17 protein-coding genes are annotated in these 24977 nt (G+C 72.9%); 6 read left to right on the top strand and 11 right to left on the bottom strand.

Translation table 11 applies throughout. From position 1 onward, the window contains the following. Positions 1 to 22 precede the first annotated feature (22 nt). Complete coding sequence (gene pheA / locus C8046_RS13215; RefSeq protein ID WP_109229849.1) at positions 23 to 988, bottom strand: prephenate dehydratase; 966 nt, start codon at positions 986 to 988, stop codon at positions 23 to 25. Between the two features lie 78 nt (positions 989 to 1066). On the opposite strand from pheA, the gene C8046_RS13210 reads away from it, so the two are divergent. Beyond that, on the top strand, positions 1067 to 1327 hold the full coding sequence (locus tag C8046_RS13210) for a hypothetical protein (RefSeq protein WP_146197163.1): 261 nt from the start codon (positions 1067 to 1069) through the stop codon (positions 1325 to 1327). Between the two features lie 86 nt (positions 1328 to 1413). Then, the gene (locus C8046_RS13205; protein ID WP_146197162.1) at positions 1414 to 3663 is read left to right on the top strand and encodes a hypothetical protein; all 2250 of its coding nucleotides are present in this window, start codon (positions 1414 to 1416) and stop codon (positions 3661 to 3663) included. Between the two features lie 310 nt (positions 3664 to 3973). Here C8046_RS13205 and C8046_RS13200 read toward each other — a convergent pair whose 3' ends face one another. Both C8046_RS13200 and C8046_RS13195 read right to left on the bottom strand, forming a co-directional pair. Further along, positions 3974 to 4666: a glycosyltransferase family 2 protein gene (locus C8046_RS13200; RefSeq protein WP_235866468.1), complete on the bottom strand. Its 693-nt coding sequence runs from the start codon at positions 4664 to 4666 to the stop codon at positions 3974 to 3976. A 160-nt stretch (positions 4667 to 4826) separates the two neighbouring features. Further along, positions 4827 to 5753: a DUF5926 family protein gene (locus C8046_RS13195; RefSeq protein WP_109229845.1), complete on the bottom strand. Its 927-nt coding sequence runs from the start codon at positions 5751 to 5753 to the stop codon at positions 4827 to 4829. A 118-nt stretch (positions 5754 to 5871) separates the two neighbouring features. On the opposite strand from C8046_RS13195, the gene C8046_RS13190 reads away from it, so the two are divergent. Next, on the top strand, positions 5872 to 6435 hold the full coding sequence (locus C8046_RS13190) for an AAA family ATPase (protein ID WP_109229844.1): 564 nt from the start codon (positions 5872 to 5874) through the stop codon (positions 6433 to 6435). A gap of 53 nt (positions 6436 to 6488) precedes the next feature. Next, on the top strand, positions 6489 to 8168 hold the full coding sequence (gene pgm, locus C8046_RS13185; RefSeq protein ID WP_109229843.1) for a phosphoglucomutase (alpha-D-glucose-1,6-bisphosphate-dependent): 1680 nt from the start codon (positions 6489 to 6491) through the stop codon (positions 8166 to 8168). 80 nt (positions 8169 to 8248) lie between these two features. Here pgm and C8046_RS13180 read toward each other — a convergent pair whose 3' ends face one another. The 4 genes from C8046_RS13180 to C8046_RS13165 are packed head-to-tail and all read right to left on the bottom strand — an operon-like array spanning position 8249 to position 10521. Then, a complete protein-coding gene (locus C8046_RS13180; RefSeq protein WP_109229842.1) occupies positions 8249 to 9010 on the bottom strand; it encodes an ABC transporter permease in 762 nt (253 codons plus the stop codon). Continuing rightward, entirely contained in the window at positions 9007 to 9816 is an 810-nt protein-coding gene (locus C8046_RS13175; protein WP_109229841.1) for an ABC transporter ATP-binding protein, read from the bottom strand. Before C8046_RS13175 ends, C8046_RS13180 begins: the two co-directional genes overlap by 4 nt. Next, positions 9813 to 10181: a DUF1048 domain-containing protein gene (locus C8046_RS13170; RefSeq protein WP_109229840.1), complete on the bottom strand. Its 369-nt coding sequence runs from the start codon at positions 10179 to 10181 to the stop codon at positions 9813 to 9815. The genes C8046_RS13175 and C8046_RS13170 overlap by 4 nt, the downstream gene beginning before the upstream one ends. Before the next feature lies 1 nt (position 10182). After that, positions 10183 to 10521, bottom strand: a complete 339-nt coding sequence (locus tag C8046_RS13165) for a PadR family transcriptional regulator (RefSeq protein WP_109230937.1) — start codon at positions 10519 to 10521, stop codon at positions 10183 to 10185. A gap of 229 nt (positions 10522 to 10750) precedes the next feature. On the opposite strand from C8046_RS13165, the gene C8046_RS13160 reads away from it, so the two are divergent. Together C8046_RS13160 and trxA are read left to right on the top strand one after the other, a co-directional pair. Beyond that, positions 10751 to 12085 (top strand): MFS transporter, encoded by a 1335-nt coding sequence (locus C8046_RS13160; RefSeq protein WP_328587599.1) that lies wholly within the window; start codon positions 10751 to 10753, stop codon positions 12083 to 12085. A gap of 34 nt (positions 12086 to 12119) precedes the next feature. Beyond that, a complete protein-coding gene (gene trxA, locus C8046_RS13155; RefSeq protein WP_109229838.1) occupies positions 12120 to 12509 on the top strand; it encodes a thioredoxin in 390 nt (129 codons plus the stop codon). Positions 12510 to 12605: 96 nt separating this feature from the next. On the opposite strand, the gene C8046_RS19515 is transcribed toward trxA, so the two are convergent. The 4 genes from C8046_RS19515 to C8046_RS19500 all read right to left on the bottom strand — a co-directional run bounded on the left by C8046_RS19515 (position 12606) and on the right by C8046_RS19500 (position 24948). Further along, on the bottom strand, positions 12606 to 15692 hold the full coding sequence (locus tag C8046_RS19515) for an S-layer homology domain-containing protein (RefSeq protein WP_235866328.1): 3087 nt from the start codon (positions 15690 to 15692) through the stop codon (positions 12606 to 12608). A gap of 268 nt (positions 15693 to 15960) precedes the next feature. Further along, entirely contained in the window at positions 15961 to 18090 is a 2130-nt protein-coding gene (locus C8046_RS19510) for an S-layer homology domain-containing protein (protein WP_235866327.1), read from the bottom strand. Then, positions 18048 to 19055: a hypothetical protein gene (locus tag C8046_RS13140; RefSeq protein ID WP_109229837.1), complete on the bottom strand. Its 1008-nt coding sequence runs from the start codon at positions 19053 to 19055 to the stop codon at positions 18048 to 18050. The genes C8046_RS19510 and C8046_RS13140 overlap by 43 nt, the downstream gene beginning before the upstream one ends. A gap of 964 nt (positions 19056 to 20019) precedes the next feature. Further along, a complete protein-coding gene (locus tag C8046_RS19500; RefSeq protein ID WP_109229836.1) occupies positions 20020 to 24948 on the bottom strand; it encodes a GH92 family glycosyl hydrolase in 4929 nt (1642 codons plus the stop codon). Between the last annotated feature and the right edge of the window lie 29 nt (positions 24949 to 24977).

Below are 24977 nucleotides of genomic sequence, written 5' to 3'. Positions count from 1 at the left end.
TTCTCGTCGTCCTGACCGGGAGCTACGCCTCGTCGAGCCCCGCCCGCAGTCCCGCGACCCACGCGTGGGCCGCGGCGAACGCGTCGTCCGACGTCCCGGCCGCCACCGTCGTCGGCAACATGTCGGCCCGCGGGTACGACCCGAGGAACAGGACGAACGGGCACACGCGGTGCAGCCCGATGAGGGTCGCGGCCACGCGCTCGTCCGCGAGGTGACCGTCGGCGTCGATCGAGAACGCGTACCGCCCGAGGGCGTCGCCGATCGGGCGCGACTCGATGCGCGACAGGTTCACCCCGCGCGCCGCGAACTGCTCGAGCATCGTCAGGAGCGCACCGGCGTCGTCGTGCGGGAGGTGGACCAGCAGCGTCGTCTTGTCGGCGCCCGTGCGCGGAGGCACGACGCCGGGCCGCGCCACGACCACGAAGCGCGTCACCGCGCCGATGCGGTCCTCGACCCCCTCGGCCAGCACCTCCAGACCGGTCGCCGCGGCGGAGTGCGCCGCGACCAGCGCGGCCTCGAAGCCCAGCTCCTCCACGCCGTCGTGCTCCACGAGCAGCGCGGCCCCGGCCGCGGTCGACGTCGCGGGCAGGTGCTGCACACCGGGCACGAGGCGCGCGAGCGTGCCGCGGCACTGGGCCCAGGCGTGGGGGTGCGTGGCGACGTAGCGGACGTCCTCGAGGCGGGTGCCCGGCCGCGCGACCAGCACGAACGAGATCTCCACGAGCACCTCGCCGACCACCACGAGCGGGTCGCCGGAGGTCAGGGCGTCGAGCGTCGCGGACACCCCGCCCTCGACCGAGTTCTCGATCGGGACGACGGCGCGGTCCGCCTCGCCGCGACGGACGGCGTCGAGCGCCGTGACGACGTCGGGCATCGGCTGGTGGACGGAGCCGGGCGCCACCTGGAGCAGCGCTGCCTCGGTGAACGTGCCCGCCGGACCGAGGAAGGCGTAGCGCTCGGCAGCCGGTCGGGCCTGGGCGTTCTCCACAGCATCTCCCCGTCATCTCAAGCGGTTGCGCCCGGGATCCCAGGCGGGCCGACACTATCGCCCCCGTACCCTGGCAGGGTGCCTTTGCCCAACCACCAGACGCCCTGGGAACGCCGGGCCGCCCGCCGACGACGCATCACGGTCACCGCCGCGGTCGTCGGCATCCTGGCTCTCCTGCTGACCACGCTCTCCGGCTTCTTCGTCGCCGTGATCGGGGCGCCGGCGGCAGCCGCTGCCCCGAATGCGCCCGCCCCGAACGCGCCCGCCCCCGCGTCAGCCCCGCGCAGCCGCCGACCGCCGACCCCGGTCGCCTGGTCGTCCTCGGCGTCACGGGACTGACCTGGGACGACGTCGATCCCGAGGCCACGCCGGCGCTCTGGCAGCTGGGTGTCGACGGCGCGATCAGCAACCTCACCGTCCGTTCCGTGCGCTCCAGCACGTGCCCCGTGGACGGCTGGCTCGCGCTGAGCTCCGGCGCCCGCGCCGCCGACCTGCCGCTCGAGGAGCGCACCACCGACGCCTCGCGCCTCGCGTGCCGCCCGCTCGCGGAGACGGTCTCGGCGCTCGACGGCGTGGGCGGCGCCGTCCCCGGCTGGCCCGACTACCTCGAGGCGGCCGACGCGTCGTCGTTCGGGACCGTGCTCGGCCTCTGGGGCGACGAGCTCCGGGAGGCCGGCATCGGCGCGACGGCGATCGGCCCCGGCGCCGCCATCGCCCTCGCGCTCCCCGACGGGACGCTGGCCGCCACCGCCGTTCCCCGCCCCACGGAGCCCACCGACCTCACCGCGCTGGTGAGCGACGCCGTCGCGACGACGAGCGTCGTGGTCGTCGACGCCGGCGAGATCCGGGACTTCGCCCGGCCGGCGCCGCCCGAGGAGTCCCTGGGGACCGACGGTGCCGAGCCCGTCGAGACGCCCACACCGTCGCCGCCCCCGAACCCCGAGCTGTACCGCGCGCAGCAGGTCGCGCTGGTGGAGGCCAACGTCGCCGCCGCGCTCGCGGGCATCGCGGAGACCGGCACGGACGCGACCACGACCGTCGTCGTCTCGCTCGCCGACTCGGGTCGCTCGCCCGCGATGCAGGTGCTCGCCGCGACCGGCCCGGCGTTCGTCGCCGGCCAGCCCGACCTGACGCACGGCATCCTCACCACCACCTCCACGCGCCAGCCCGGGTACGTGCAGAGCACCGACCTGCTGCCCGCGTTCCTCGACGCCTCCGGCATCACCGACCTCGCGACGGCGTCGCGGGCCGCCGTGATCGGCTCGCCCCCGCGCGTGCTCGAGGGTGGGGTGGACGCGGCCGCCGGGGCCGACCGGATCGAAGGCCTCGTCGACGCCGAGCGGCACGCCCAGGCGATGCGGCCGATCGTCGCGCCGTTCTACCTGCTCGTGGTCGTCCTCAACGTCGCCCTGTACGCCGGCGTCGCGCTCGGCCTGAGCCGGCCCGCCGCGACGCGGACGGGCGCCGCCGTCGCCCGCTGGATGAAGCTCGAGGGCCGCGGCGTCCCGCTCTCGCACGTGCGGCCGCACGTGCTGCGCGCGCTGCGCGTCGTCGCCGTCGCGATGGCCTCGCTGCCCGTCTCGACCTATCTCGCCAACCTCGTGCCGTGGTGGCGGGTGGACTCCCCGTCGCTGGGGCTGGCCGGCGTGACGCTCGCGATCATCGCTGTCGTGACGGCGATCGCGCTCGCCCGACCGTGGCGGCACCAGATCCTCACGCCGCTCGGCATCGTGGCGGGCCTCACCGCCGTCGTCCTCCTGGTCGACATCGCGACCGGAGCCACGCTGCAGCTCTCGGCCGTGATGGGTGTGCCGGTGCTGGTGGCCGGGCGGTTCTACGGCTTCAACAACACGGCGTTCGCCCTGTTCGCGACGGCGTGCGTGCTGCTGTCCGTGGCGATCACCAACCCGCTGGTGCGGCGGGGGCGGCGCTGGCTCGCCGCCGGGATCATCGCCGTCATCGGGGTGGTGGCGGCCGTGGTCGACGGCGCCCCGTCGATCGGCGCCGACTTCGGCGGTCCGCCCGCGATCCTGCCGGCGTTCGCGCTGCTCTCGCTGATGGCTGCCGGGATCCGCATCACGTGGAAGCGCGTGGTGCTCGTGCTGGGCGGCGCGGGGCTGGCGACGTTCGCGTTCGCCTACGTCGACTACCTGCGGCCCGCGAGCGAACGCTCGCACCTGGGCAGCTTCATCGCGACGCTGTTCGACGGCGGCGCGTGGGAGGTCGTGCTACGCAAGCTCGAGGCCAACCTGCGGATCCTCGCGAACAACCGGCCGCTGACGATCCTGGCGATCACCGGCGTCGCGCTGGTCGTGTTCGTGCTGGCCAGGCCGCTGCGGACGGCGATCACCTCGCCCGGCGGCGGCAAGTTCTCGTGGCTGAGCTCGGGGGCGCCGATCTCGCAGATGGGGACCGTCGCGCCGATGCTGCGCCCGGGGCTCGTCGCGCTCGCGGTGGTGCTCGGGATCGGCTTCGCGGTCAACGACTCGGGGATTGCGATCCCCGCGTACGGGGTGGCCGTGGCGGTGCCGCTGCTGCTGGCGGCGTGCGCGAGCTGGATGCTGACGCTGCCGGCGGGTGGGGAGGTGGCCGGTGAGGCGGGTGAGTCGTCGTCGGACAACGAGGCCGACGCCGTCGCCCCTGCCGACCCCGGACCCGCCGACCCGACCCGCTGACACCGCCGGACCCCAGACGACTGCTGCGCCAGTTGCGGATCCGCCACACGTATCCGCAGCTGGCGCAGCAGTCGTTCAGGGGACGGAGTCACGACTGGCGCACCTGGCGCGGATACCGCCGCCGATCCGCGCGAGACGCGCCAGTCGCCGTCGGGCCGCAGGCCATCAGCCGATCCCGACCCCTCCCCAGACCGCTGCTGCGGCAGTTGCGGATACGACCCCGTCAACCGCTACCAGCGCAGCAGCGGTGTGGGAGGGAACGGTGGGGCGGAGGATCACGACGGCGAAGAGCGGCCGCCGCCCCCGCAGCTCAGCGCTCGGCGGGGTAGCGCCGCACGCGGCGGACCGCGATCGCCAGCGCGATGTCGCGGTACTGCGAGGCCCGGTGGAGGTATCCCCGCAGGTCGGAGCCGCTCGGGCGGTGCTTGAGGTCGCACGGCACCTCGACCACGCCGAAGCCCTGCTCCAGCAGGTCGAGCGTCATGCCGGTCTCGACGCCCCAACCGCGGGCCAGCGGCGTCGCGGCCTCGAAGGCCTCGCGCGTGATGCAGCGCTGACCCGAGAGCGGTGCCTTCGGCGTCCACCCGGAGACGGCGTGGATCGCCTTGCGCGCCAGGCCGAGCACGATGCCGTGGCCCCCGGCCCCGGCCTGCGGCGGGAGGACCGCGACGGCGAGGTCGGCCTTCCCGGCCAGCACCGGCGGGACGAGCGGTGCGGTGTTCACGGCCGTGTCGCCGAGGTCGGCGTCGATGAACAGCAGGAGGCGCGGCGGCTCGCCGTCGGCGTCCCGCATGGCCGCGACGGCGGCACCGGTCTCCATCGCGGACGCCTTGCCGCGGTTGTGCGAGTGGCGCACGACGACGGCGCCCGCCGCCCGCGCGATGTGCTGGGTGTCGTCCTCGCTGCCGTCGTCGACGACGAGCACGATGTCGACGTTCGGGATCGAGCGGGCCGACCGGATCGTGGCCGCGATCCGGGCGGACTCGTCCTTGGCGGGGATGATCGCGGCGACACGCTGGCTGCGCGCGGCGGCACCGCCCTCGGCGGCTACCCGTGCGCTGACGCCCCTCGCACGGACGACGCGCAACGGATCGCGGTTCGAAGCCGTGTCTGCATCCACAGGTCTACCCTACCCAGCCTTTGCCCCTGGCCTACCCAACCCTTTAGCGGAGGTTGACCTGTCGCGAGACGAGGCCGGCGCGTGCGCGGCGCTGGTCCGACGTGAGCGGGTCTGTCGTGTCGAGCGCGTCCTGCAGCCGGGCGCCGAGGGCGGCGACGGCGTCGGCCAGCTCGTCCGCCTCGGTGCCGCGGGCGAGCTCCCAGACCGGCACGAGCACGCCGCAGGTGCGGAACGCGCCGATGACGCGGGCGTCGTCGTCGAGCGAGGACGTGCGCGCGGCCTGCAGGCGGGCCAGGGCGTCGAGCGTGACCTCCTCCTCGGCGGGCACCGACCAGCGCAGGAACTCCTTGCCGTTCATGCGGCACCAGTACGCGGCGCCGAGACCCTTGGGGACCTCGACGGCGACCGTCGGGACGATCATCTCGTTGGCGCTCTCGAGGGCGTGCTGCACCTCGTCGTCGGACTTCTCGGCCTCGGTGACCCAGTAGTCGAAGGTGTCGTGCACGGTCACCTCGAACGGGGCGTCCAGGTCGAGGATGTCCTGCAGACGCGGACCGGCCTCGGGCAGGTCGACCGAGCCGAGACCCGCGCCGGCCTCGAGCTCGAGAGCCTGGAGGAGGGCGTCGGCGACGTCGCGGCTCGCGTCACCGCTGGTGCCGACGGTCTGCAGCGCGACGAGGATCACGCCGTCCTCGCGGTGGAGGGCGGGGAGCATGTCGGGCAGGAGGCTCACGATCGTGACCTCGCGGGCGCCGTGCTCCTTCGTGGTGCGGACGACGGCGGAGGCGGCGGGGACGATCTCGCGCATCGCGACCCAGTCGGCCTCGTTCGGCAGGCCCTCGAAGGGGCGGGCGACGAACGGGGCGAGCTGACGCTTGGGCTTCGGCGGCTGCGGCGGGACGGTCGACGGCTTGCTGCCGGGGCGCGTCGAGGCGGCAGGACGGTTACCCGGACGGTTCTTCTTGGCCATGGGCCACCAGCCTAGTTGCCACGCGGCCGGACGCCCGCCGGGCGCGCCCGCGCACCTCCCGCCGCCCTCGAGACCGATACGCTCCTCGGGCCCGACCCCCGCGACCTATCGTGGGCCGATGCCCGAGCTCCTCCTCATGGTCGGCCACGTCGGCGCCGGGAAGACGACGCACGCGACGTCTCTCGCGGCCGCCACCGGCGCCGTTCGACTCAGCCCCGACGAGTGGATGGGACCGCTCTTCGGCGCCTCGGACCCGGACGGGAAGCGCGACGTTCTGGAGGGTCGGCTCGTCTGGACCGCGGTCGAGATCCTGCAAGCGGGGACTTCGGTGATCCTCGACTTCGGCCTCTGGGGTCGTGACGAGCGGCGTTCGCTCGCGTGGTTGGCCGGCACGATCGGGGCCACCCCGCGCACGATCTACGTCGACGTCGACCGGGACACGCAGGCGGTCCGCGTCGCGCAGCGCTGGCGCGAGACGCCCGACCGGACCTGGCCCTTCACGCAGGCCGAGCTCGACGAGTGGCGCACGTTCCTCGACGTGCCGGACGCCGACGAGCTCGCCGGCCGGTACGACCTCCTCGCGCCCGACGAGGGGTGGGAGACCTGGCTCGCGCGGCGCTGGCCGACGGCGCTGGGTCCCGGTCCCGATCGCCGACCGGGCCACAGCCCCTCGGCCTCGTGACGGGTCGCGAACACCCCTGACGCCGACCCCCCCGTTACTGGCAGGATCGAGGCATGCACAGTCGCGCCGGCCAGATCGCCCAGCCTGAGGACCTCATCGACGTCGACCGCCTCGTCGGTCTGTACTACGACCTGGTGCCCGACGTCGCCGATCCGGTGCAGCAGGTGGTCTTCGGGACCTCTGGCCACCGCGGCACGAGCCTCAACGGCTCCTTCACCGAGACTCACGTGGCCGCGATCGCCGCCGCCGTCGTGGAGTTCCGCCGCAACCAGGGCATCGACGGCCCGCTCTACCTGGGCCGCGACACGCACGCGCTGTCCGAGCCGGCGCAGCGCACCGTCGTGGAGGTGCTCGTCGCCGCCGGGATCCAGGTCCGCGTCGACGCCCGCGACTCCTCCACCCCGACGCCCGCCGTCTCGCACTCGATCCTGCTGCACAACGGCGCGGCGACGTCCGAGGGCGTGCGCACCGCGGGACCGGGCATCGCGGACGGCATCGTCATCACGCCGTCGCACAACCCGCCCACCGACGGCGGCATCAAGTACAACGGCACCGACGGCGGCCCGGCGGGCGGCGACGTCACCGGCTGGATCGCGCGCCGCGCCAACGAGCTGGTCCGCGACGGCCTCGCCTCCATCGAGCGGATCCCGTTCGAGCGCGCCGTCGAGCACGAGCTCGTCATCAAGCACGACTTCATGACGACGTACGTCGACGACCTCGACTCCGTCATCGACCTCGAGGCGATCCGCGCCGCCGGCGTCCGCATCGCGGCCGACACCCTGGGCGGCGCCGCCGTCGACTACTGGGCCGAGATCGGCGAGCGCTACGGCCTCGACCTCACGGTCGTCCACCCCGAGCCCGACCCCCAGTTCTCGTTCATGACGCTCGACTGGGACGGCAAGATCCGCATGGACTGCTCCTCCCCCTACGCGATGGCCTCGCTGCGCGAGCTGATGGCGCCCGGCTCGACGAACGCCGGAAAGTACGACCTCGCGACCGGCAACGACGGCGACGCCGACCGTCACGGCATCGTCACGCCCGACGGCGGGCTGATGAACCCGAACCACTTCCTCGCCGTCGCGATCGACTACCTCTTCCGCAACCGCACGGGGTGGTCGCCGAACTCGGGCATCGGCAAGACTCTCGTCTCCTCCTCGCTCATCGACAAGGTCGCGGCCGACCTCGGCCGCCCGCTCATCGAGACGCCAGTCGGCTTCAAGTACTTCGCCGAGGGCCTGCTCGACACCTCGATGGGCTTCGGCGGCGAGGAGAGCGCGGGCGCGTCGTTCCTGCGCCGCAACGGCACCGTGTGGACCACCGACAAGGACGGGTTCATCCTCGACCTGCTCGCCGCGGAGATCGTCGCGACGACGGGCGAGTCGCCCTCGGCCTACCACGCGACGCTCGTCGAGAAGCACGGGGAGTCCTGGTACGCCCGCGTCGACGCCGTCGCCACCCGCGAGGAGAAGGCCAAGCTGAAGGACCTGTCGGCCGACGCCGTCACGGCCACGACGCTCGCCGGCGAGGACATCACCGGTCGGCTCGTGACCGCGCCCGGCAACGGCGCCGCGATCGGCGGCCTCAAGGTCACGACGGCGAACGCGTGGTTCGCCGCCCGGCCGTCCGGCACCGAGGACGTCTACAAGATCTATGCGGAGAGCTTCGTCTCCGCCGACCACCTGGAGCAGGTGCAGGACGCCGCCCGCGCCGTCGTCGCCGACGCGATCGGCTGACACAGCCCGCTGAGAACGCTCCTCGCTGCCGTATCCCGTGGATACAGCAGCGAGGAGCGTTCTCGCGTGACAGGGGAGGGTCAGGCGAACTTGCGGCGATAGGTGACGCTCGCCAGGACGTAGCCCAGCACCAGCACGCCGACCAGCCACGCCAGCGCCACCCAGATGTCCCCGCCCACCGGTTGCTCGCCGAAAAGCGCCAGCAGCGTGTCGACGACGGCCGTCACCGGTTGGTGCTCGGCGAACCACCGCACGGGGCCGGGCATCGACGCGGTCGGCACGAACGCCGAGCTGATGAACGGCAGGAGGATCAGCGGGTAGGAGAACGCGCTCGCGCCGTCGACCGTCGTGGCCGACAGCCCGGCGAACACCGCGAGCCACGTCAGCGCGAGCGTGAACAGCGCCAGGATGCCGACGACGGCGAGCCACGCCCCGATCCCGGCGCCGCTGCGGAAACCCATCAGCAGGGCGACGCCCACGACCATCACGAGCGAGACCAGGTTCGCCACGAGCGAGGTCAGCACGTGCGCCCACAGGACCGACGACCGCGCGATCGGCATCGATCGGAACCGCTCGAGGATGCCGCCCTTGAGGTCGAGGAAGAGCCGGTAGGACGTGTACGCGACGCCGGAGGCGACCGTGATGAGCAGGATCCCGGGCAGCAGGTAGTCGACGTAGGCGACGACGCCCGTGTCGATCGCCCCGCCGAACACGTAGACGAACAGGAGCATGAAGGCGATCGGCATCACCGCCGTCGTGATGATCGTGTCCGGGCTGCGCAGGACGTGGCGCAGCGAGCGGCCGGTGAGCGCCGAGGTGTCGGCGACGGCGTGCGTGGTCATGACTGCTCCTTCGGGTCGGCCCCGCCCGGGGTCCCGGTGATCGCGAGGAAGATAGCCTCGAGGCTCGGCTGCTTCTCCACGTACTCGACGGTCGCCGGCGGGAACAGCGCCTTGAGCTCCGCCAGCGAGCCCTCGGCGATGATCCGGCCGGTGTGCAGGATCGAGATCCGGTCGGCGAGCTGCTCGGCCTCCTCCAGGTGCTGCGTGGTGAGCAGCACGGTCGTGCCGCCCTCCGCGAGCCGCCGCACGGTGGCCCACACCTCCAGGCGCGCCTGCGGGTCCAGGCCCGTGGTCGGCTCGTCGAGGACGACGACGGGCGGGTCACCGATGAGGCTCATCGCGATGTCGAGACGACGGCGCATCCCGCCCGAGTAGGTCGACGCCGGCCGCGCACCCGCCTCGACGAGGTCGAACCGCGCGAGCATCGCGTCGGCGATCGGGGCGGGATCGGCCAGGTGGCGCAGCCGCGCGACGAGCACGAGGTTCTCGCGCCCCGTGAGGATCTCGTCGACGGCGGCGAACTGGCCCGTGAGGCTGATCGAGCGGCGCACGTCCTCGGCGCGGGTCGCGACGTCGAACCCGCTCACCTCCGCGGTCCCCGCGTCGGCGCGCAGGAGGGTCGCGAGGATCCGGACCAGCGTGGTCTTACCGGCGCCGTTCGAGCCGAGCAGGGCGTGGACGCTCCCGCGCGCGACGGCGAGGTCGACGCCCCGGAGCACCCGGAGGTCGCCGTAGGCCTTCTTCACCCCGGTAACCGCGATGGCGACGGCGGGCGGCGCCGTCGTCGCCGTCGTGGCGGTGCTCACCGCCCACCACCCCGTTCGGCCTCCTCGATGCTCCGCAGCAGGCGCGCGCGCTCCTTGTCGATCCACTGCTTGCTCACGTACGCGTTCGCGAACGTCTCGGCGAAGTCGACCGGGTCGTCGCCGACGACGTCGCGCACGGGCGTGCCGTCGGTGGCGGCGCGGTCCCAGAGGTCGGCGAGGTCGCCGGTCATCGTGACCAGGGTCGGTCCGTCGCCGATCTGGCCGTAGTACATGAGGTAGCGCTGCAGCGCCTTGGCCACGGCCTGGTACGGCTCGGGAAGCGCGTCGATCCGCGCCTGGGCCTGCTTGTACTGCTTCTTCTCCTCGAGCGATCCCGTGAGGAGCTCGATCCACTTCGCGGTCACGTCAGTTCCCTTCCTGGCGGAGCTGGTCGAGGCGTTCGGCGAGGAAGCTCCACGTCCTCCAGAACTCGTCGAGGTACGCGGCGCCCTCGGCGTTGATCGTGTAGACCTTGCGCGGCGGCCCCTTCTCGGACGGGACCTTCTCCACGTCAACGAGGCCGCGCTGCTCGAGCCGGACGAGGAGGGCGTAGACGGTGCCCTCCGCGATGTCGGAGAACCCCTGGTCGCGCAGCCAGCTCGTGATCTCGTAGCCGTAGGCCGGACGCCCCCGGACCAGCGCCAGCACCATGCCCTCGAGGGTGCCCTTGAGCATCTCGGTCATCTGCCTGCCCTGCTTGCCCATCGCCACCCCCTCGCTACTCAGCACTACTTGGTACTGGTAGATAGTAGCGCTGAGTAGCGAGGGGTCAAGCCCCAGTTCCCGCGCGCGAGCGCGCCCTTGTGGTCGCTGCACGCGCGGAATCGCGACCACAAGGGCGCGCCCACCGGAGGACAGCGACCACAAGGACGCGGTCGGGTCGCCCGCCCGGTGACTGGCGTCACGCCCAACCGACCACCTGGTCGGTGAGAAGATGAGGCACGTGGCGAACCCCTACCGTCAGATCCTCACCAAGCCCGGCGCCTGGCAGTTCTCCGCCGCCGGCCTGCTCGCCCGCTTCCCCATCTCGATGGTGGGCATCGGCATCGTCCTGATGGTCTCCGACGACCGTCTCTACGCGTCCTACGGCCTGGCCGGCCAGGTCTCGGCGGCGTACATCATCGCCCAGGCGATCGCCGCGCCCCAGATCGCCAAGCTCATCGACCGGTACGGCCAGGCGCGCGTCATGCGCCCCGCCATCGCCATCTCGATGTCCGGTCTGGCGGTGCTCGCGTTCGCCGCGACCAACCTCTCCCCCACCTTCGTCCTCTTCGCATTGGCGGTCGTCGTCGGCGCCACGCTCGGCAGCATCGGCTCGCTGGTGCGCACGCGCTGGAACGCCGTCGCCGCCGACTCGAAGGAGCTCCACACCGCCTACTCGCTCGAGTCGGTGCTCGACGAGGTCGTCTTCGTCATCGGCCCGGTCCTCGCGACCGTCCTGGCCACGAGCGTGCACCCGACGGCGGGGATCGTCGTCGCGATCGTCACGTGCGTCGTCGGGGGCTACTGGTTCCTCGCGCAGCGCGGCACCGAGCCGGCCCCGAGCGGTCCGCGGACCGACGGCGTGCGACGCACCTCGCTGCTGCGCTCGCGCGCGATGGGCGTGCTCGTCGTCGTCTTCATCTGCATGGGCGCGATCTTCGGCGCGACCGACGTCGCCACCGTCGCCTTCGCGGAGGAGGTCGGCAACAAGGGCCTGGCCGGCGTGATCCTCGCGTGCTTCGCCGGCGGCTCGCTGGTCGGCGGACTCTTCTACGGCGCGCGCGACTGGAAGGCCTCGCTGTGGCGCCGGTTCGCGATCGGCACGGTCGCGCTCGCCGTCGGCGTCACGATGTTCTTCTTCGCGAGCTCGCTGCTCGTCCTGGCCGCCGTCATGCTCGTCGTCGGTATCGCCATCGCCCCGACGCTCATCACCGGCAACGCCCTCGTGCAGGCGATCGTGCCGAGGGACCGCCTCACCGAGGGCCTGACCTGGATCGGCACCGCGCTGGGCGTCGGGGTCGCGGGCGGCTCCGCCGTCGCCGGCCCGCTCATCGACGTGCACGGCTCGCACTCCGGCTTCCTGGTCTCGATCGGGGCGGGCGCGGTCGCCGTCGTCGTCACCGTGGTGGCCATGGCGGTCCGCAGCCGGGGCCGGCTCACGACCCCCGTCCCCGAGGCCGACGGCGAGGAGGTCGCCGAGCCCCACGGCGAGCTGGCCGCGACGGCCCCGGAGGACGCGCCCGCGCCGTCGCGGAATGAAGACGGACCTCGCGACGTTCTCCCGTAGGCACACCAGCCCCGAACCCCAAGGAGTGCGCAGCATGAGCACCATCGACCTCACGGCCGCCACCTTCGGCGAGACGATCACCGGCAACGGCACGGTCGTCGTCGACTTCTGGGCCGAGTGGTGCGGCCCGTGCAAGCAGTTCGCACCGACCTTCTCGGCCGCGTCCGAGAAGCACGGCGACGTCGTCTTCGCGAAGGTCGACACCGACGCCGAGCAGGAGCTCGCCGGTCAGGCCGGCATCTCCTCGATCCCGACGCTGATGGTCTTCCGCGACCAGATCCTCGTCCACCGTTCCTCGGGCGCCCTGCCGCCGGCGGCGTTCGAGGAGCTCCTCACCGCCGTCAACGACCTCGACATGGACAAGGTCCGCGCCGACATCGCCGCCCAGGAGGCGAGCGAGAAGGCCGACGCCGTCGACGCCTGAGCACCACCCAGCACCACAGCACCACGGCACCACCCAGCAGACAGACCGAAGGCCGGGCCCCCGCGAGGGGACCCGGCCTTCGTCATTCCAGAACCGTCAGCTCTGGTCGGCGTACCGGAACAGGAACGCGGCCATGGCGTCACGCTTGACCGAGACGAACGGCTCGAACTTCACCGTGTCGTCCACCTGCGGCCAGCCCGTGGAGATGCCGGTCGAGGCGAGCCAGGCGATCTCCTTGTAGAACGGGTTGCTCGTGGCGACGTCCACGAACGGCGAGACCGTCGGGGCCGTGTACTCGGGCGAACCCGCGTAGCGGTACAGGAACGCCGCCATCGCGTCGCGCGCCACCGGGGCGAGCGGACGGAACTCCTTGCCCGCCGGGGTGTCCCAGCCGAGGCTGACCCCGCGCTCGGACAGCCAGGCGATCTCCTTGTAGAACTGGTTCGTCGTCGCGACGTCCACGAACGGCGAGACCGTCGGGGCCGTGTACTCGGGCGAACCCGCGTAGCGGTACAGGAACGCCGCCATCGCATCGCGCGCCACGGGGGCGAGCGGGCGGAACTCCTTGCCCGACGGCGTGTCCCAGCCGGTGGTGACCTTGGTGGCCACCAGCCAGCTGATCTCGTCGACGAACTGGTTGGTCGGCGCGACGTCCGTGAAGACCTCGTCGGCGCGCAGCGCGCACGGGTCGGCCTGCGGGCCCGGGTCCGGCGCCATGACGCCGACCGTGCCGTCCGCGAGCACGACGGCGTCGTCCTCGCGCACGGTGAGCAGCCCGAAGGCGTCGGCCGTGACGGCGTTGGTGACGGTAGCGGCGGTGACGGCGATCGACGTCGTCGGCACGCGCGAGGGCAGACGGTCGCCCTCGAGCGGCACGGCGAACGCAACGCACGTCTGGCCGGGGGCGAAGGTGACCGACGACGCCAGTCGCTGCGCGCCGGGGGTGCCGGAGCCGCCGATCGCCTCCACGTAGGTGGTGACCGGGACGGTGCTGGGCGCGGACAGGCGCAGGCCGATGAGGGCCTCGCCCGGGCCGTCGCCCTCGTTCACGTAGGCGTCGCCGACGGTGAGGCTCGGGAGGCCGAGCTCGGCCACCCCGCCGACGTCGGGCGTGGAGAACGCCACGTCGGACAGGTACACCGACCCGGACGCGCCCACCCCGGCGAGGCGGATCTGGCGGACGTCGGTGAGGTCGATCCCCGTGAGGCTCGCCACCGGGTAGCTGATCGTGCGCAGGTAGGTCTTCTTCAGGGGCGTCGCGGTGCCGGGCAGCGGCGCGAGCGCCCCGCTGACCTGCGAGACCGTGAACGACGCCGTGCGGCCGGAACCGTCCAGCACCGAGACCGTCAGGTCCTGGGCGCCGGTGGTGAGCTGGCCGGGAGCTCCGCGGAAGGAGAGGTTCTCGAAGCCGGACACGTCGCGCGAGCCGGTCGGCAGCGCGATGCGGACGCCGCCGCCGGCGGCGGTCCAGCGCAGGTCGAGCATCTGACCGCTGGGGGCCGACGGCGCGAACCGCATCGGCGTCCAGTGCGGGGCCTGCGAGCTGGTGACGTTCGCCGTCTGGGCGCACGCGGGGATCTGCTGCGGGAACGGACGGCCGTCGAGCGAGGCGCAGTAGGTGGCGACCGCCGCGCCCTGCACCGTGACGCGCGTGGACTCGGTCATCAGCGGGGCGACGTCGAGCTGGCTCGCGCCGGCCTGCGAGGCGACCGTGTAGACCTGGGCGTCGCCGACGACGTCGGGCACCGCACCCGAACCGTCGAACATCGGCAGGAACTCGTCCTGGCCACCCATGGTCAGCAGGAACCACGCGGAGACGTAGGCGTCACCGAGCGAGTACTGCTCGGCCGGGGTCAGGCGCGGCTCGGCGTTCTGGCCGCAGACGGGGTTGACCTGCTGGCGGTCCTGCGCGGCCCAGTCGTCGGAGACGGCGTAGGGGTACAGGCCCGGGGTCCAGTTGGTGTTGAAGAAGTTGTGGTTGGCACCCATCACGAGGCCGGTGGCGCGGAGCACCCCGTCGTCGAACGCGTGCCGGGAGTCCTCGTAGAAGTGCTGGCCCTGCAGGTTGACCACGTCGCCGTCGCAGTACGGCAGCAGCGTGTAGGTCGGCACGTTCGGGAGGCTGAGGCGGCCGAAGTCGACCGGCGCGAGCGGGAGGACCGACTCGATGCCGAACGGCTCCTCCAGCGCCTCGTTCATGAGGGCGGCGCGCACGACGCCGTCACCGCCGCGCGAGTGGCCCATGAGGCCGACGTGGTCGAGGTCGAGGCGTCCGGCCAGCTCGGCGGACAGGCCCTCGGCCTCGCCCGCGTTCGCCTCGGCGAGCAGCTCGAGGTGGCTCAGCACGAGCCCACCGCGGGCGGTCGCGCCGTAGTCGGGGGCGAGCTGGTTGTCGTTGGAGTTGATCGCGTTCGCGGCGATCGAGACGACTACGTAGCCGTTGGACGCGAGCGTCTCGGCCGGGGCGTCGTAGCCCTCGAAGCTGGGGATGTCGATCTGGTTCGGCCCGCACGGGTAGCGCAGCGGGTTGGGCGTGCCCTGGGTGCACGAGGTGTGGCGGCCGTGCAGGAACATCACGACCGGGCGCTCGCCCTCCGCCTCCACGGGGTAGTAGACCGCAGCGCGGACCTCGCCCTTGATGCCGCCGATGTCGACGAGGTCGACGGCCTGGTCGCCCAGGTCGTAGTCGGCGCGGGCGACGGTGAACTCGCCGGGCGCCGTCGGGTCGGCCGCGATGGCGTACGTCTCGACGTCGGTGATCGCCTGCGGCGACGTGCTCTGCGGGGCGGCGCCCTGCGGCGAGGCGCTCCGCTGCTGCGCGGGCGACGACGTCGACCCGAGCGGCTGGCCGGACCAGCCCGCCTCGACCGCGGAGGCGTCGAGGACGGCGGGGTCCGCCGTCACGACGGTGAGCGTGAGCCCGTCCGCCGACTCGACCGCGCTGCCCACCTCGACCCCGTCCACGAACACCGCGGGGGCGGCGCTCCTGACCTCGAGCTGCGCGTCCAGCTGGACGCTGACCTCGTACAGACCGCTGACCTGCTCGACCTTCCAGCCGTCCCCCTGGATCACGAGGGGGGCGTCGGGGGCCGCCTGCGCGGCGACCGGGGTCGCCACGAGAGCGACGACGGCCGCGGCCGCGCCCCACCCCAGTGATCGACGACGTGCTGGAGTCTTTCTCATCGTGCTCCTCAGGAGTTGTGCGGCGCGTGCGGCCGCAGGCGTGCCACGCGTTCGACGGCGACGCCGAGGTGTGGTGGTGTCGTCACCATCTCCCGGCAACCTTGAGCGGCGGTTTCTCCTGTGGAACGGCTGTGTTTCGATCCGGCCGGTCCCGACTCATGCCGGAAACGTTTCCGACGGAACGGGTTCGCACACCCGGACTGACGCGGTGGGTCAGCGAGGGGTCAGTGAGGGGTCAGCGGCGCATCAGCGACGGGTGAGCGACGCGTCAGCGCGGCGTCGCTGGACGCCCGGAGTACCGGTGCAGGAACGTCGCCATCGCGTCGCGGTTGATCGGCACCAGGGGCCGGTACTCCGATCCGCCCGGAACGGTCCAGCCGGCGCTGATGCCCTCGGCGGCGAGCCAGCGCATCTCGCGCTCGAACGGCATCCCGGCCGGCACGTCCAGGAACGGCGACGGCCCGGTCGGGGTGAACGACGGCGAGCCCGCGTAGCGGTAGAGGAACGCCGCCATCGCATCGCGGTTGATCGGCTCGAACGGACGGAACTCCTGACCGCGCGGCGTCGCCCAGCCCGTGCTGATCCCCGTCGTGGCCAGCCACGCCATCGCCCGGTAGTGCTGCTGGGTGGGGCTGACGTCGGCGAACGGCGAGGTGGTCGGCATCGTGAAGTCCGGCGAGCCGGCGTGCCGGTAGAGGAAGGCCGCCATGGCGTCGCGCGCGATGGGCGCGAGCGGGCGGAACTCCTGACCGGCGGCGACCGTCCAGCCCGTCGAGACCCCGGAGGCCGCGAGCCAGCCGATCTCGTCCTCGAACGGCAAGCCGGCGGGGACGTCGAGGAACACCGACGACGCGCGGGGTGCGCACGGGTCCGCCTGCGGTCCGGGGCTGCGGGCCGAGTCGGCCGGCACCCACACGCCCCCGACGAACCGGATCACCCCGTCGTCCTCGCGGACGACGAGCTCGTCGGTCGCCGTCGTGCCGGGGATCACGCCCCCGGTCCCGACCACCGTCACGCGCTCCCCCGTCAGGCGGGCGGCCGACGGCGACGTGTCGCCCTGGATCGGGACCGCCACCGCGAGGCACGTGGTGCCCGGCGCGATCGTGCGGCGGACGAGCGCCGGCCGCGGGCCCGCGATCCCCACCCCCCTCAGCTCGACCGCGACCTCCACCGCCGCCGTGGGGGCGGGGTCGAGGTGGAGCCCGATCAGCGCCGTCCCGGCACCCGACCCCTCCTCGACCGTTCCGCCCTGGACGGTCACGGACGGCAGGTCGAGGCCCACGGGCGCGCCGACGGCGGGGGTCGTGAACGCGAGGTCGGCCACCAGCACCGAGCCGGCGGAGGTCGCGCCGACCACCTCGACCGCGGCGATCGACGTCAGGTCCACGCCGCCGAAGGCGGTGAGCGGGACGGTGACCTGCCGCAGCAGCGTCCGGGCGAGCGGGGCCGACGTCCCGGGCAGCGGAGTCAGGGCGTCGCTGTGGTCGGCCAGGTCGACGGCGGCCCGGACGCCGTGGGTGTCCACCAGCACGAGATCGACCGCGGGCGCGGGGTGCGCGGGGTCGGGGACGGGCCAGGCGGCCGCCCGGAGGGTCAGGGCGGCGCGCATCGAGACGTCGGTCCCGCCCGCCGCGAGCCGCGCCTCGGCGCCGGCTCCCGGCCCGGTCCAGCCGACCCGGGTGATCCCCGACGCCGGCAGCGAGGGCACCAGCTGCGCCGGGGCGAGGTGCGGGACCTGCTCGACCGCGAGGGCGCCGGGACCCGCGAGGCTCAGGCACACGCCGCCGACCCCCGGCGCCGGCCGACCGTCGAACGAGGCGCAGGCGTCTGCCGACCCCGCGGCCGTCCCCACCGACAGGGCGGTCGGCGTCGCCGTCGCGGTCCGGCTCCCCCGCGGGACCGAGGCCGTCGTGGTGACGACGGCGCCGCCGAGCGCGTCGGGCACGGCCCCCGACCCGTCGAACATCGGCAGCAGGGCGATCTCGTCGCCCAGGGTGAGGCGGAACCAGGCGGCCGCCCAGGAGTCCCGCAGGTCGAGCTGGTCGGCTACGGCCAGCCGGCCGGGCGCCGAGGCGCCGCAGACGGGATCGGTGGAACCCGGGTCCGGCCCGTCGGGGCGCGCCCAGTCGTCGGTGGGCCACGCCGTCGTGAAGCCGTTGTGGTTGGCTCCCTGGACGAGCGCGGTGACCCGCAGCACGTCGTCGTCGAACGCGGCGACGGAGTCGTCGACGATCCGCTGGCCGGGCAGCGTGGTGAGGTCGCCGTCGCAGTAGGGCAGCACGACCGCCGTCGGGACGTCCGGCAGCGCGACCCGGCCGAAGTCCGACGGAGCGAGCAGCAGCGCGGACGTGATCGTCACGGGGGCGTTCCGCTCGGCCGCGAGGTGCGCGGCGCGCACGACGCCCTCGCCCCGCGCGAGTGGCCGACGAGACCGACGTCGTCGAGATCGAGCCTGCCCTGGAGCGGCGCGAGCGCCGGGATCGTCGACGTCCCGGCGTCGGCCCGGGCGAGCAGGTCGAGGTGGGTCAGCACGAGGGAGCCGCGCGCGGCGGTACCGAGGTCGCGCGCGCGAGAGTTGTCGTAGGCGCTGATGGCGTTGGCGCTGATCGAGACGACGACGTAGCCGAACGAGGCGAGCGTCTCGCCCAGCGTGGTGAACCCGTCCGCCGACGCCACCTCGGTCTGGGCGGCGGTGCACGGATAGGTGAACACCACCGCGCCGCCGGCGGTCCGGCAGGGCCCTCCCCGGCCGTGCAGCACGAGCACGACCGGTCGCTCCCCCGGGGCGCCGACCGGCACGTGGACGACGCCGGCCAGCTCGCCGAGCGTGCTGCCCATCCCCTCGAGCGGCACGACCTGCCGGCCGCCGTCGTAGCTGATCCTCTGGAACCCGTACGGACCGCCGGCGGTCGGGTCGAGCGGGAACGGCACCGCGCTCGGCAGCGCCGTCGTGGTCGGTCCGGTCACGGCGGGGAGGGCGTCGGTCGGGGTCTGACCGGACCAGCCGGCCTCGACGGCGTCCGCCTCCAGCACCGCCGGGTCGTCGGTGACGGCCGTCAGCGTGCGGCCGTCCTCCGACACCTGCGCGGTGTCCAGCTCCACGCCGTCGACGACGACGGTGGGCGCCGCGGCCCGGGCCTCGAGGGGTTCCGGCAGCTCCAGGACGACCTCGTAGCGGCCGCCCGCACCGGTGACGACCCAGTCGTCGCCGACCACCACGGTCGGATCCGCCGGCGTCGCCGTCGGATCGGGGCCCGCCGTCGCCGGGACGGCGGCCAGGGAACCGACCAGGGCGAGCGTCGCCACGACGAGGGCCGCGGCGCGGGCGCGCGCACGACGGCGCGGTGACGGTCGTGCGGTCATCCGGCGTCCTCCTGGACTCCCGGCTGCGGCGACGGGATCGAGATCGGGCTGAGCTCCACCGTAACCGCCGCAACGACGACGGCGCCCGGCGGCCGTGAGGCCACCGGACGCCGTCGCCCGTCACTGGTCGCGACGGATCAGCCCAGGTGGGCGAACCGGTACACGAACGCCGCCATCGCGTCACGCGCGATCGGCATCAGCGGCTCGTACTGCGCCGTGCCGTCGTTGCCGACCCAGCCCGTCGTGATCCGGTTCTCCGCGAGCCACGTGATCTCGGCGTAGAACTGGTCGGTCGGGGCGAGGTCGAGGAACGGCGAGACCGCGGGGGCCTCGTGCTCCGGCGACTCGGCGAGGCGGTAGAGGAACGCCGCCATCGCGTCACGGTTGATCGGCTCGAGCGGCCGGAACTGCGCCGTGCCGTCGGCCGCGACCCAACCCGTGGAGATCTTCTGCTCAGCCAGCCACGCGATCTCCGTGTAGAACAGGTCGCCCGTGGCCACGTCCGTGAACGGCGAGACCTCCGGGGCGACGTAGCCCTGCGGGTCGGCGAGGCGGTAGAGGAACGCCGCCATCGCGTCACGGTTGATCTTCGCCAGCGGCCGGTAGGTGACCGACCCGTCGGACTCCGACCACCCCGTGGTGATCCCGGCCTCGAACGCCCACGCGATCTCCTCGAAGAACATGTTCTCCAGGGGGACGTCGGCGAACGGGGACGTGGTGGGCGGCGTGAAGACGTGCTCCCACACCGTGACCGAGCCCTCGGGGAAGACGTAGGCCGGGAGCGGCCGCGCCTCCACCCGCACCAGGTCGGCACCGGGGTAGGTGCCGGCCGGGGTGACCTCGCCGTTGACGACGTACTCCACACCCGTCACCTGCGGCACCGTGTAGGTGTCGTCCTCGCGGCCGCGCAGGTCGGTGAACGTCACCTCCAGCGGCGTCACCTCCTGCGTCGGGCGCAGCACGGTCACGCGGTCGAGCGCGATCGTGCCCGGGTCCAGGCGGAGGCCGATCGTGGGCTTCCACCCGGCCAGGTCGGCCGGATCGATCCACAGACGGGTGAGGCCGGCGGTGATCGGGCGCCACTCGCCGTCCTTCTCGATCCACGACGACATCTCGCCGGCGTCGAGGACGGTGGCGAACCGGTCGCCCTCCTCCCAGCGGACGGGCACCGAGCCGGGCCCTCGGCCAGACCACGGCGCGTCCCGCCCGAGAACTTCTCGAAGCCGGAGCTGCCGCCCGGGTCGTGGTACCAGGACTGGGCGCGGTCGTTCGCGCCCGCGGCCGCCCCGAGGAAGAACGTGTCCTCACCGGAGGCGACGCCCGCGAAGTGCTCCGGCTCCACGACGATCGCGAAGCTGTCCCCCGCCTCGACCGGAACCTGGAGGTTGCTCCAGCGGCGGCCGTCGGCCACCGCGTTCAGCACCCCGGCACCGGTGTCGACGCTGAGGGCCGCCTGCGGCTCCCCCGGTCCGGCGAACGTCGTGTACTCCGCCAGGCGGTCCGTGGAGAAGTCGTCGTCGAAGATGACCTCGCCGAACGTGGCGTCGTCGAAGGAACCGTTGAACGGCTGGTCGACGTTCACCGGGGCCACCTCGGGACCGGGGACGGCGACGCCGGCCTCGGTGACCCACTTGGCGCCGTCCTCGCGCTTGGTGATGGTGAAGGAGTCGAGCTCCTCGCCCACCGCCACGCTCGCGCTGCCGCCCGGGCGGTTCTGCGTCACGACCGAGGTGTACTCGAGCGTGTCGCCGTCCACGGTGATCTTCTGGAAGGTCGCCGTGTCCTGCGCCCGGACCACGGCCGTGGCGTTGTTGCGGGTCCAGATGTTGTCCGTGGCCGAGGGCAGGGTGTAGTGCTTCTGCCCGGCGTTGGACACCACGAACACGGGACCGGCGGTCACGCCGTCCATGCCCGTCGCCGTCGAGCTGGAGTAGCCGCGACCGTAGGTGTGGTCGTGCCCCTGGAGCACCAGGTCGACGTTGTTCGTCTCCAGCACCGGAAGGATGTGCGAGCGCCAGTTGGCCTCGTCGCGCAGGCCGTTGCCCGAGACGCCCGTGGAGTACACCGGCTGGTGCGCCGTGACGACGCTCCACTCGTGGGGGTTCTCCTGCAGCACGCGGTCCAGCCAGGTGGCCTGCATCGTCATCCAGGCGGTCCGCGCCGTGTCGCAGCTGAACGAGGCCAACCCGGCCGGCCGCGAGATCGGGCAGATGTCGTCCCGGTTGGCGTTGAGCGTCACGAAGCGCACGCCCTGGAAGTCGCTGAAGTAGACCGTGTCCTTGAGCACCCGCGCGAGGTGGGCGCCGTAGGTCCCGGCGAAGCGCCCGGCGTCAGCGGCCACGGGGCCGTTGTCGTCGTGCTCGAAGGTGTCGAGGTAGTGCTCCATGAAGGGCTCGGGGCCGACCTCGTGGTTGCCCGGCGTGGGGACCGCGTTCGTCGTGCGGGCCTTCTCGCCGATGCCGCCGAGCCAGTCGTCCCACTCCTTCTCGATCGTGGAGGTGTTCGTCATGTCGCCCGCGTAGATCGAGAGCCTGGCGTCGGGCGCCGCGGCCCACGCCGCGTCGACCGAGTCGTGCCAGACGGTGTCGATCCCCTCCTGGGCGTCCCCGAAGTACAGGAACGTGAACGGGTCGGCCTCGGCCGTCGCCGTCGTGAACTCCGACCACTCGCTCCACGCCGCACCGGCGCCGACGCGGTAGGTGTACGTCGTTCCCGGCTCGAGGTCGACGAGCTTGGCCGAGTGGCTGCGCGAGGGGTAGCCGTTCAGCGTGCGCTCGGGCTTCTCCTCGGCGTCGACCGTGACGACGGCGCCCTGGGGCACCCCCGCCTCGTCGACCGTGCGAACCTCGACCTTGCCGTCGATCGGCAGGGACGACGTGCTGCGCCACGTCACGTACTGCGACGTGGAGGGGTCCTCCGGGACCGTGAGGATGATGCGGTCCGGCGCCCCGGTCGGGGCGTTCGGGTCGACGAAGGGGGTCGTGCTCGCGGCGACGTCGAAGACGTGCATGACGCCCTTGTCGGTCACGCGCGGCAGGTGCACCGCGACGAGGTCCTTGCTCGCGTCGAGCGGTGCCGGACGCGTGGCGAACACGCGGAACGTGCCGCCCGCCGACGTGCCGTTGACGTTGTTGCGGCCCTCGAGCTGCACCACCGTGGAGTTGCCCCCGCCCGGCTGGCCGGCCCAGTCGGTGAGCTCGACGGCGATGGCCTGCCGCGTGCCGTCGCTGTACTCCGCGTAGGCGGTGCCCTTGGAGGGACCGTTGGTGGCCAGGCCGAGGATCGAGACCGTGGCGGCGCCCGGGGCGTCGACCTCGATCCGCTGACCGTTGACGATCCAGTTGTCGGGCTCGCCGACCGCCGTCTCGGGCCACGTGAACGTGATGCCGGTGTCGCCGAGCGGCAGCTGCGCGCCGGGGGCGGCGCCGCGCTGCGCGAGCGTCTCGCGCGAGAAGGACCAGTCGCTGTAGTCGAGCGAGCCCATGTTGCCGCGGCCGTTGGGGGTGGTGCCCACGTTGTTGCGGTCGTTCATCCCGTCCGTGTACGACGGCGGGACGTCCGCCGCCGTCGTGCCCCACGCGCCCGGCGTGGCCGCCAGGGTGAAGTCGAGCGTGCCGCCCTCGCGGGCGAAGTCCTCGCCCACCCAGGACGAGGTGTGCTCGACGCCGTCGACCTTCAGGGCCGTGGTGTAGCGGACCGTCTCGTTCTGACCGGGGGCGTTGATCTCGTAGACCCGGTCGGAGTCGGCGCTGCGGATCGTGATCTGCTCGAAGTGCGGGGCGCTGACGAGCAGGTTGGCGGTGCCGTAGATGCCCGGGTAGATGCCGAGGTTGCTCCAGACGTACCAGGCGGAGAGCCCGCCGAGGTCGTCGTTGCCCGGGATGCCGGCGGGCGTGGTGTCCCACAGGTCGGTCGCGCGGTGGAGCACGTCGGTGGTGCGGTGCGGGGCCTGCAGCCAGTGGTACGACCACGGCATGTTGAGGCTCGGCTGGTTGCTCAGGTACGCGCCGACCTGCGTGTAGGCGCCGGCGTCGAGGTCGACCGTGTGCTCGTCGAGCGCGCGCGTCGCCGCCTCCAGGCCGCCGCGGCGGTCCACCAGGCTGCCCATGTTGTGGGGGACGAGCCAGCCGTACTGGTAGCCGGTGGCCTGGTTGAACTGGCCGCCCCCGGTGCCGTCGCGGCCGCGCAGGTCGAAACCGCGGTCGAAGCCGGTGCGCTCGCGCGGTCGGATGTGCTGGGTCTGGTCGTCGAAGACGTTGAGCCAGCTCTGCGCGCCCACCATGTAGCGCTCGCTCGCCGCGTCGTCGCCGAGGCGCTCGGCGAGCTGGGCGATGGCGAAGTCGGTGATGGAGTACTCGAGCACGCGCGCCGTGGCGAAGTTGCCCTTGCGGTTCTCCACGACGCCGGTGGCGAAGTACTGCTGGGCGTCGGGACGCGAGCTCCGGGTGCCCGGCAGGGTCTGCGAGCTCGTGAGGGACGCCAGCGCCGCCTCGCGGTCGTAGTCCGTGCTGCCGAACGCGTCGATGCTCGAGACGGCGGTGGGCAGCGAGTCCGCGGCCATGCGGGTCTGCGGGTTGTGCTGCGCCCAGCCGTCGACCCAGCGGCCGCCGTTCTGCTGGGTCAGCGTGAGGATCGAGTGGTTGATGTCGCTGGCGACCTCGGGGTAGAGCATCGCGATCAGCTGCGCCGAGGAGCGGTAGAAGTCCCAGCCGGCGTAGTTCGTGTAGAGGGTCCGACCCTCCTCGACCTCGTGGATCTGCTTGTCGGCGCCGATGTACCGGCCGTCGACGTCGTTGAACGCGTTGGGGTGGTGCAGCGCGTGGTAGAGCGCGGTGTACAGCTTGATCCGCTGCTCGTCCGTGCCGCCGCCGACCTCGATGCGGGCCAGGGCGTCCTCCCAGGCGGCGCGCGCGCCGGCGCGCACGTCGTCGAAGGAGGTGTCGCCGACCTCGGTGGTGCGGTTGAGCTCGGCACCGTCGACGTCGACGTAGGAGATGCCGATGCGCGCGGTGACCTCGGCGCCGTCGGCGAACGTGAGGAACGCGCCCGTGCCGTGCTTGGCGCTCGTGCCGCTCGCCTCGTCGCCACCGGCGGTCACCGCGCCGTCGTCCCACACCCCGTGCGACGCGAAGGGGGCGTCGAAGGTGGCGGAGAAGTGGAGCGTGTACGGCGCGCTGCCGCACAGGCCGGCGGCCGTGACGGAGCCCTCGACCGTGCTGGTCGCGGCGTCGATCGACACGGCGCTCGCGGAGATCGCGTTGTTGGAACCGGCGACGTCGAGCAGGAGCGTGGCGTCGGTGCCCTCGGGGAAGTCGAACCGGCTGACGGCCGTGCGCTCGGTCGAGGTCAGCTCCGTGACCACGCCGTTCGCCGTCTCGACGGAGTAGTAGCCCGGCTGGGCGATCTCGTCGTCGTGGGAGAAGTCGAGGTAGTAGTCACGGATCGTGGCGCCCGGGTCCGTCGGCAGCGCACCGTCGACGAGGTCACCGGTGAAGGGGAGGATCGGGACGTCGAAGCCCGAGTAGTTGCCGGTGCAGCCGGTGCCCGACATCCGCGTGAGGCCGAAGCCGCGCAGCTGGGTGCCCGTGTACTCGTAGCCGCCCTTCTCGCCGTTGCCGCCCTCGCGGAAGGTCGTCGGGCTGGACTGCACGAGGCCGAAGGGGACGGTCGCCCCGGGGAAGGTGTTGCCGTAGGCGTCGTTGCTCTTGTTCTCGGTGGTGTCGAGCTCGGTGCCGATGAAGGGGTCGACCGCGTCGAACGCGGTCAGGGTGTCGGCGGAGGCGGGGACCGCTGCCAGCAGGGGGGTGGCGGCGGTCACCGCCGCCAGGACGAGGACGGCGGATCTCGATCGACGGCGTGGCGCACCGTCGGTCGGGGAGGGGCGAAGTCCCATGCGGGGGAAATCCTCACGTGTCGGGGCGA

Origin of the sequence: Serinibacter arcticus, assembly GCF_003121705.1 — a bacterium.
Classification (GTDB): Bacteria; Actinomycetota; Actinomycetes; order Actinomycetales; family Beutenbergiaceae; genus Litorihabitans.
The sequence above is the reverse complement of the archived record's forward strand: the minus strand, read 5'-3'. Positions and strand labels throughout refer to the sequence as shown.

What these genes read in the sequence shown, in the direction of transcription:
- C8046_RS13195 (WP_109229845.1), bottom strand. Translation starts at nt 5,753, where the DNA reads ATGGCCAAGAAGAACCGTCCGGGTAACCGTCCTGCCGCCTCGACGCGC.
- C8046_RS13190 (WP_109229844.1), top strand. Translation starts at nt 5,872, where the DNA reads ATGCCCGAGCTCCTCCTCATGGTCGGCCACGTCGGCGCCGGGAAGACG.
- pgm (WP_109229843.1), top strand. Translation starts at nt 6,489, where the DNA reads ATGCACAGTCGCGCCGGCCAGATCGCCCAGCCTGAGGACCTCATCGAC.
- C8046_RS13180 (WP_109229842.1), bottom strand. Translation starts at nt 9,010, where the DNA reads ATGACCACGCACGCCGTCGCCGACACCTCGGCGCTCACCGGCCGCTCG.
- C8046_RS13165 (WP_109230937.1), bottom strand. Translation starts at nt 10,521, where the DNA reads ATGGGCAAGCAGGGCAGGCAGATGACCGAGATGCTCAAGGGCACCCTC.
- C8046_RS13160 (WP_328587599.1), top strand. Translation starts at nt 10,751, where the DNA reads ATGAGGCACGTGGCGAACCCCTACCGTCAGATCCTCACCAAGCCCGGC.
- trxA (WP_109229838.1), top strand. Translation starts at nt 12,120, where the DNA reads ATGAGCACCATCGACCTCACGGCCGCCACCTTCGGCGAGACGATCACC.
- C8046_RS19515 (WP_235866328.1), bottom strand. Translation starts at nt 15,692, where the DNA reads ATGAGAAAGACTCCAGCACGTCGTCGATCACTGGGGTGGGGCGCGGCC.
- C8046_RS13140 (WP_109229837.1), bottom strand. Translation starts at nt 19,055, where the DNA reads ATGACCGCACGACCGTCACCGCGCCGTCGTGCGCGCGCCCGCGCCGCG.
- C8046_RS19500 (WP_109229836.1), bottom strand. Translation starts at nt 24,948, where the DNA reads ATGGGACTTCGCCCCTCCCCGACCGACGGTGCGCCACGCCGTCGATCG.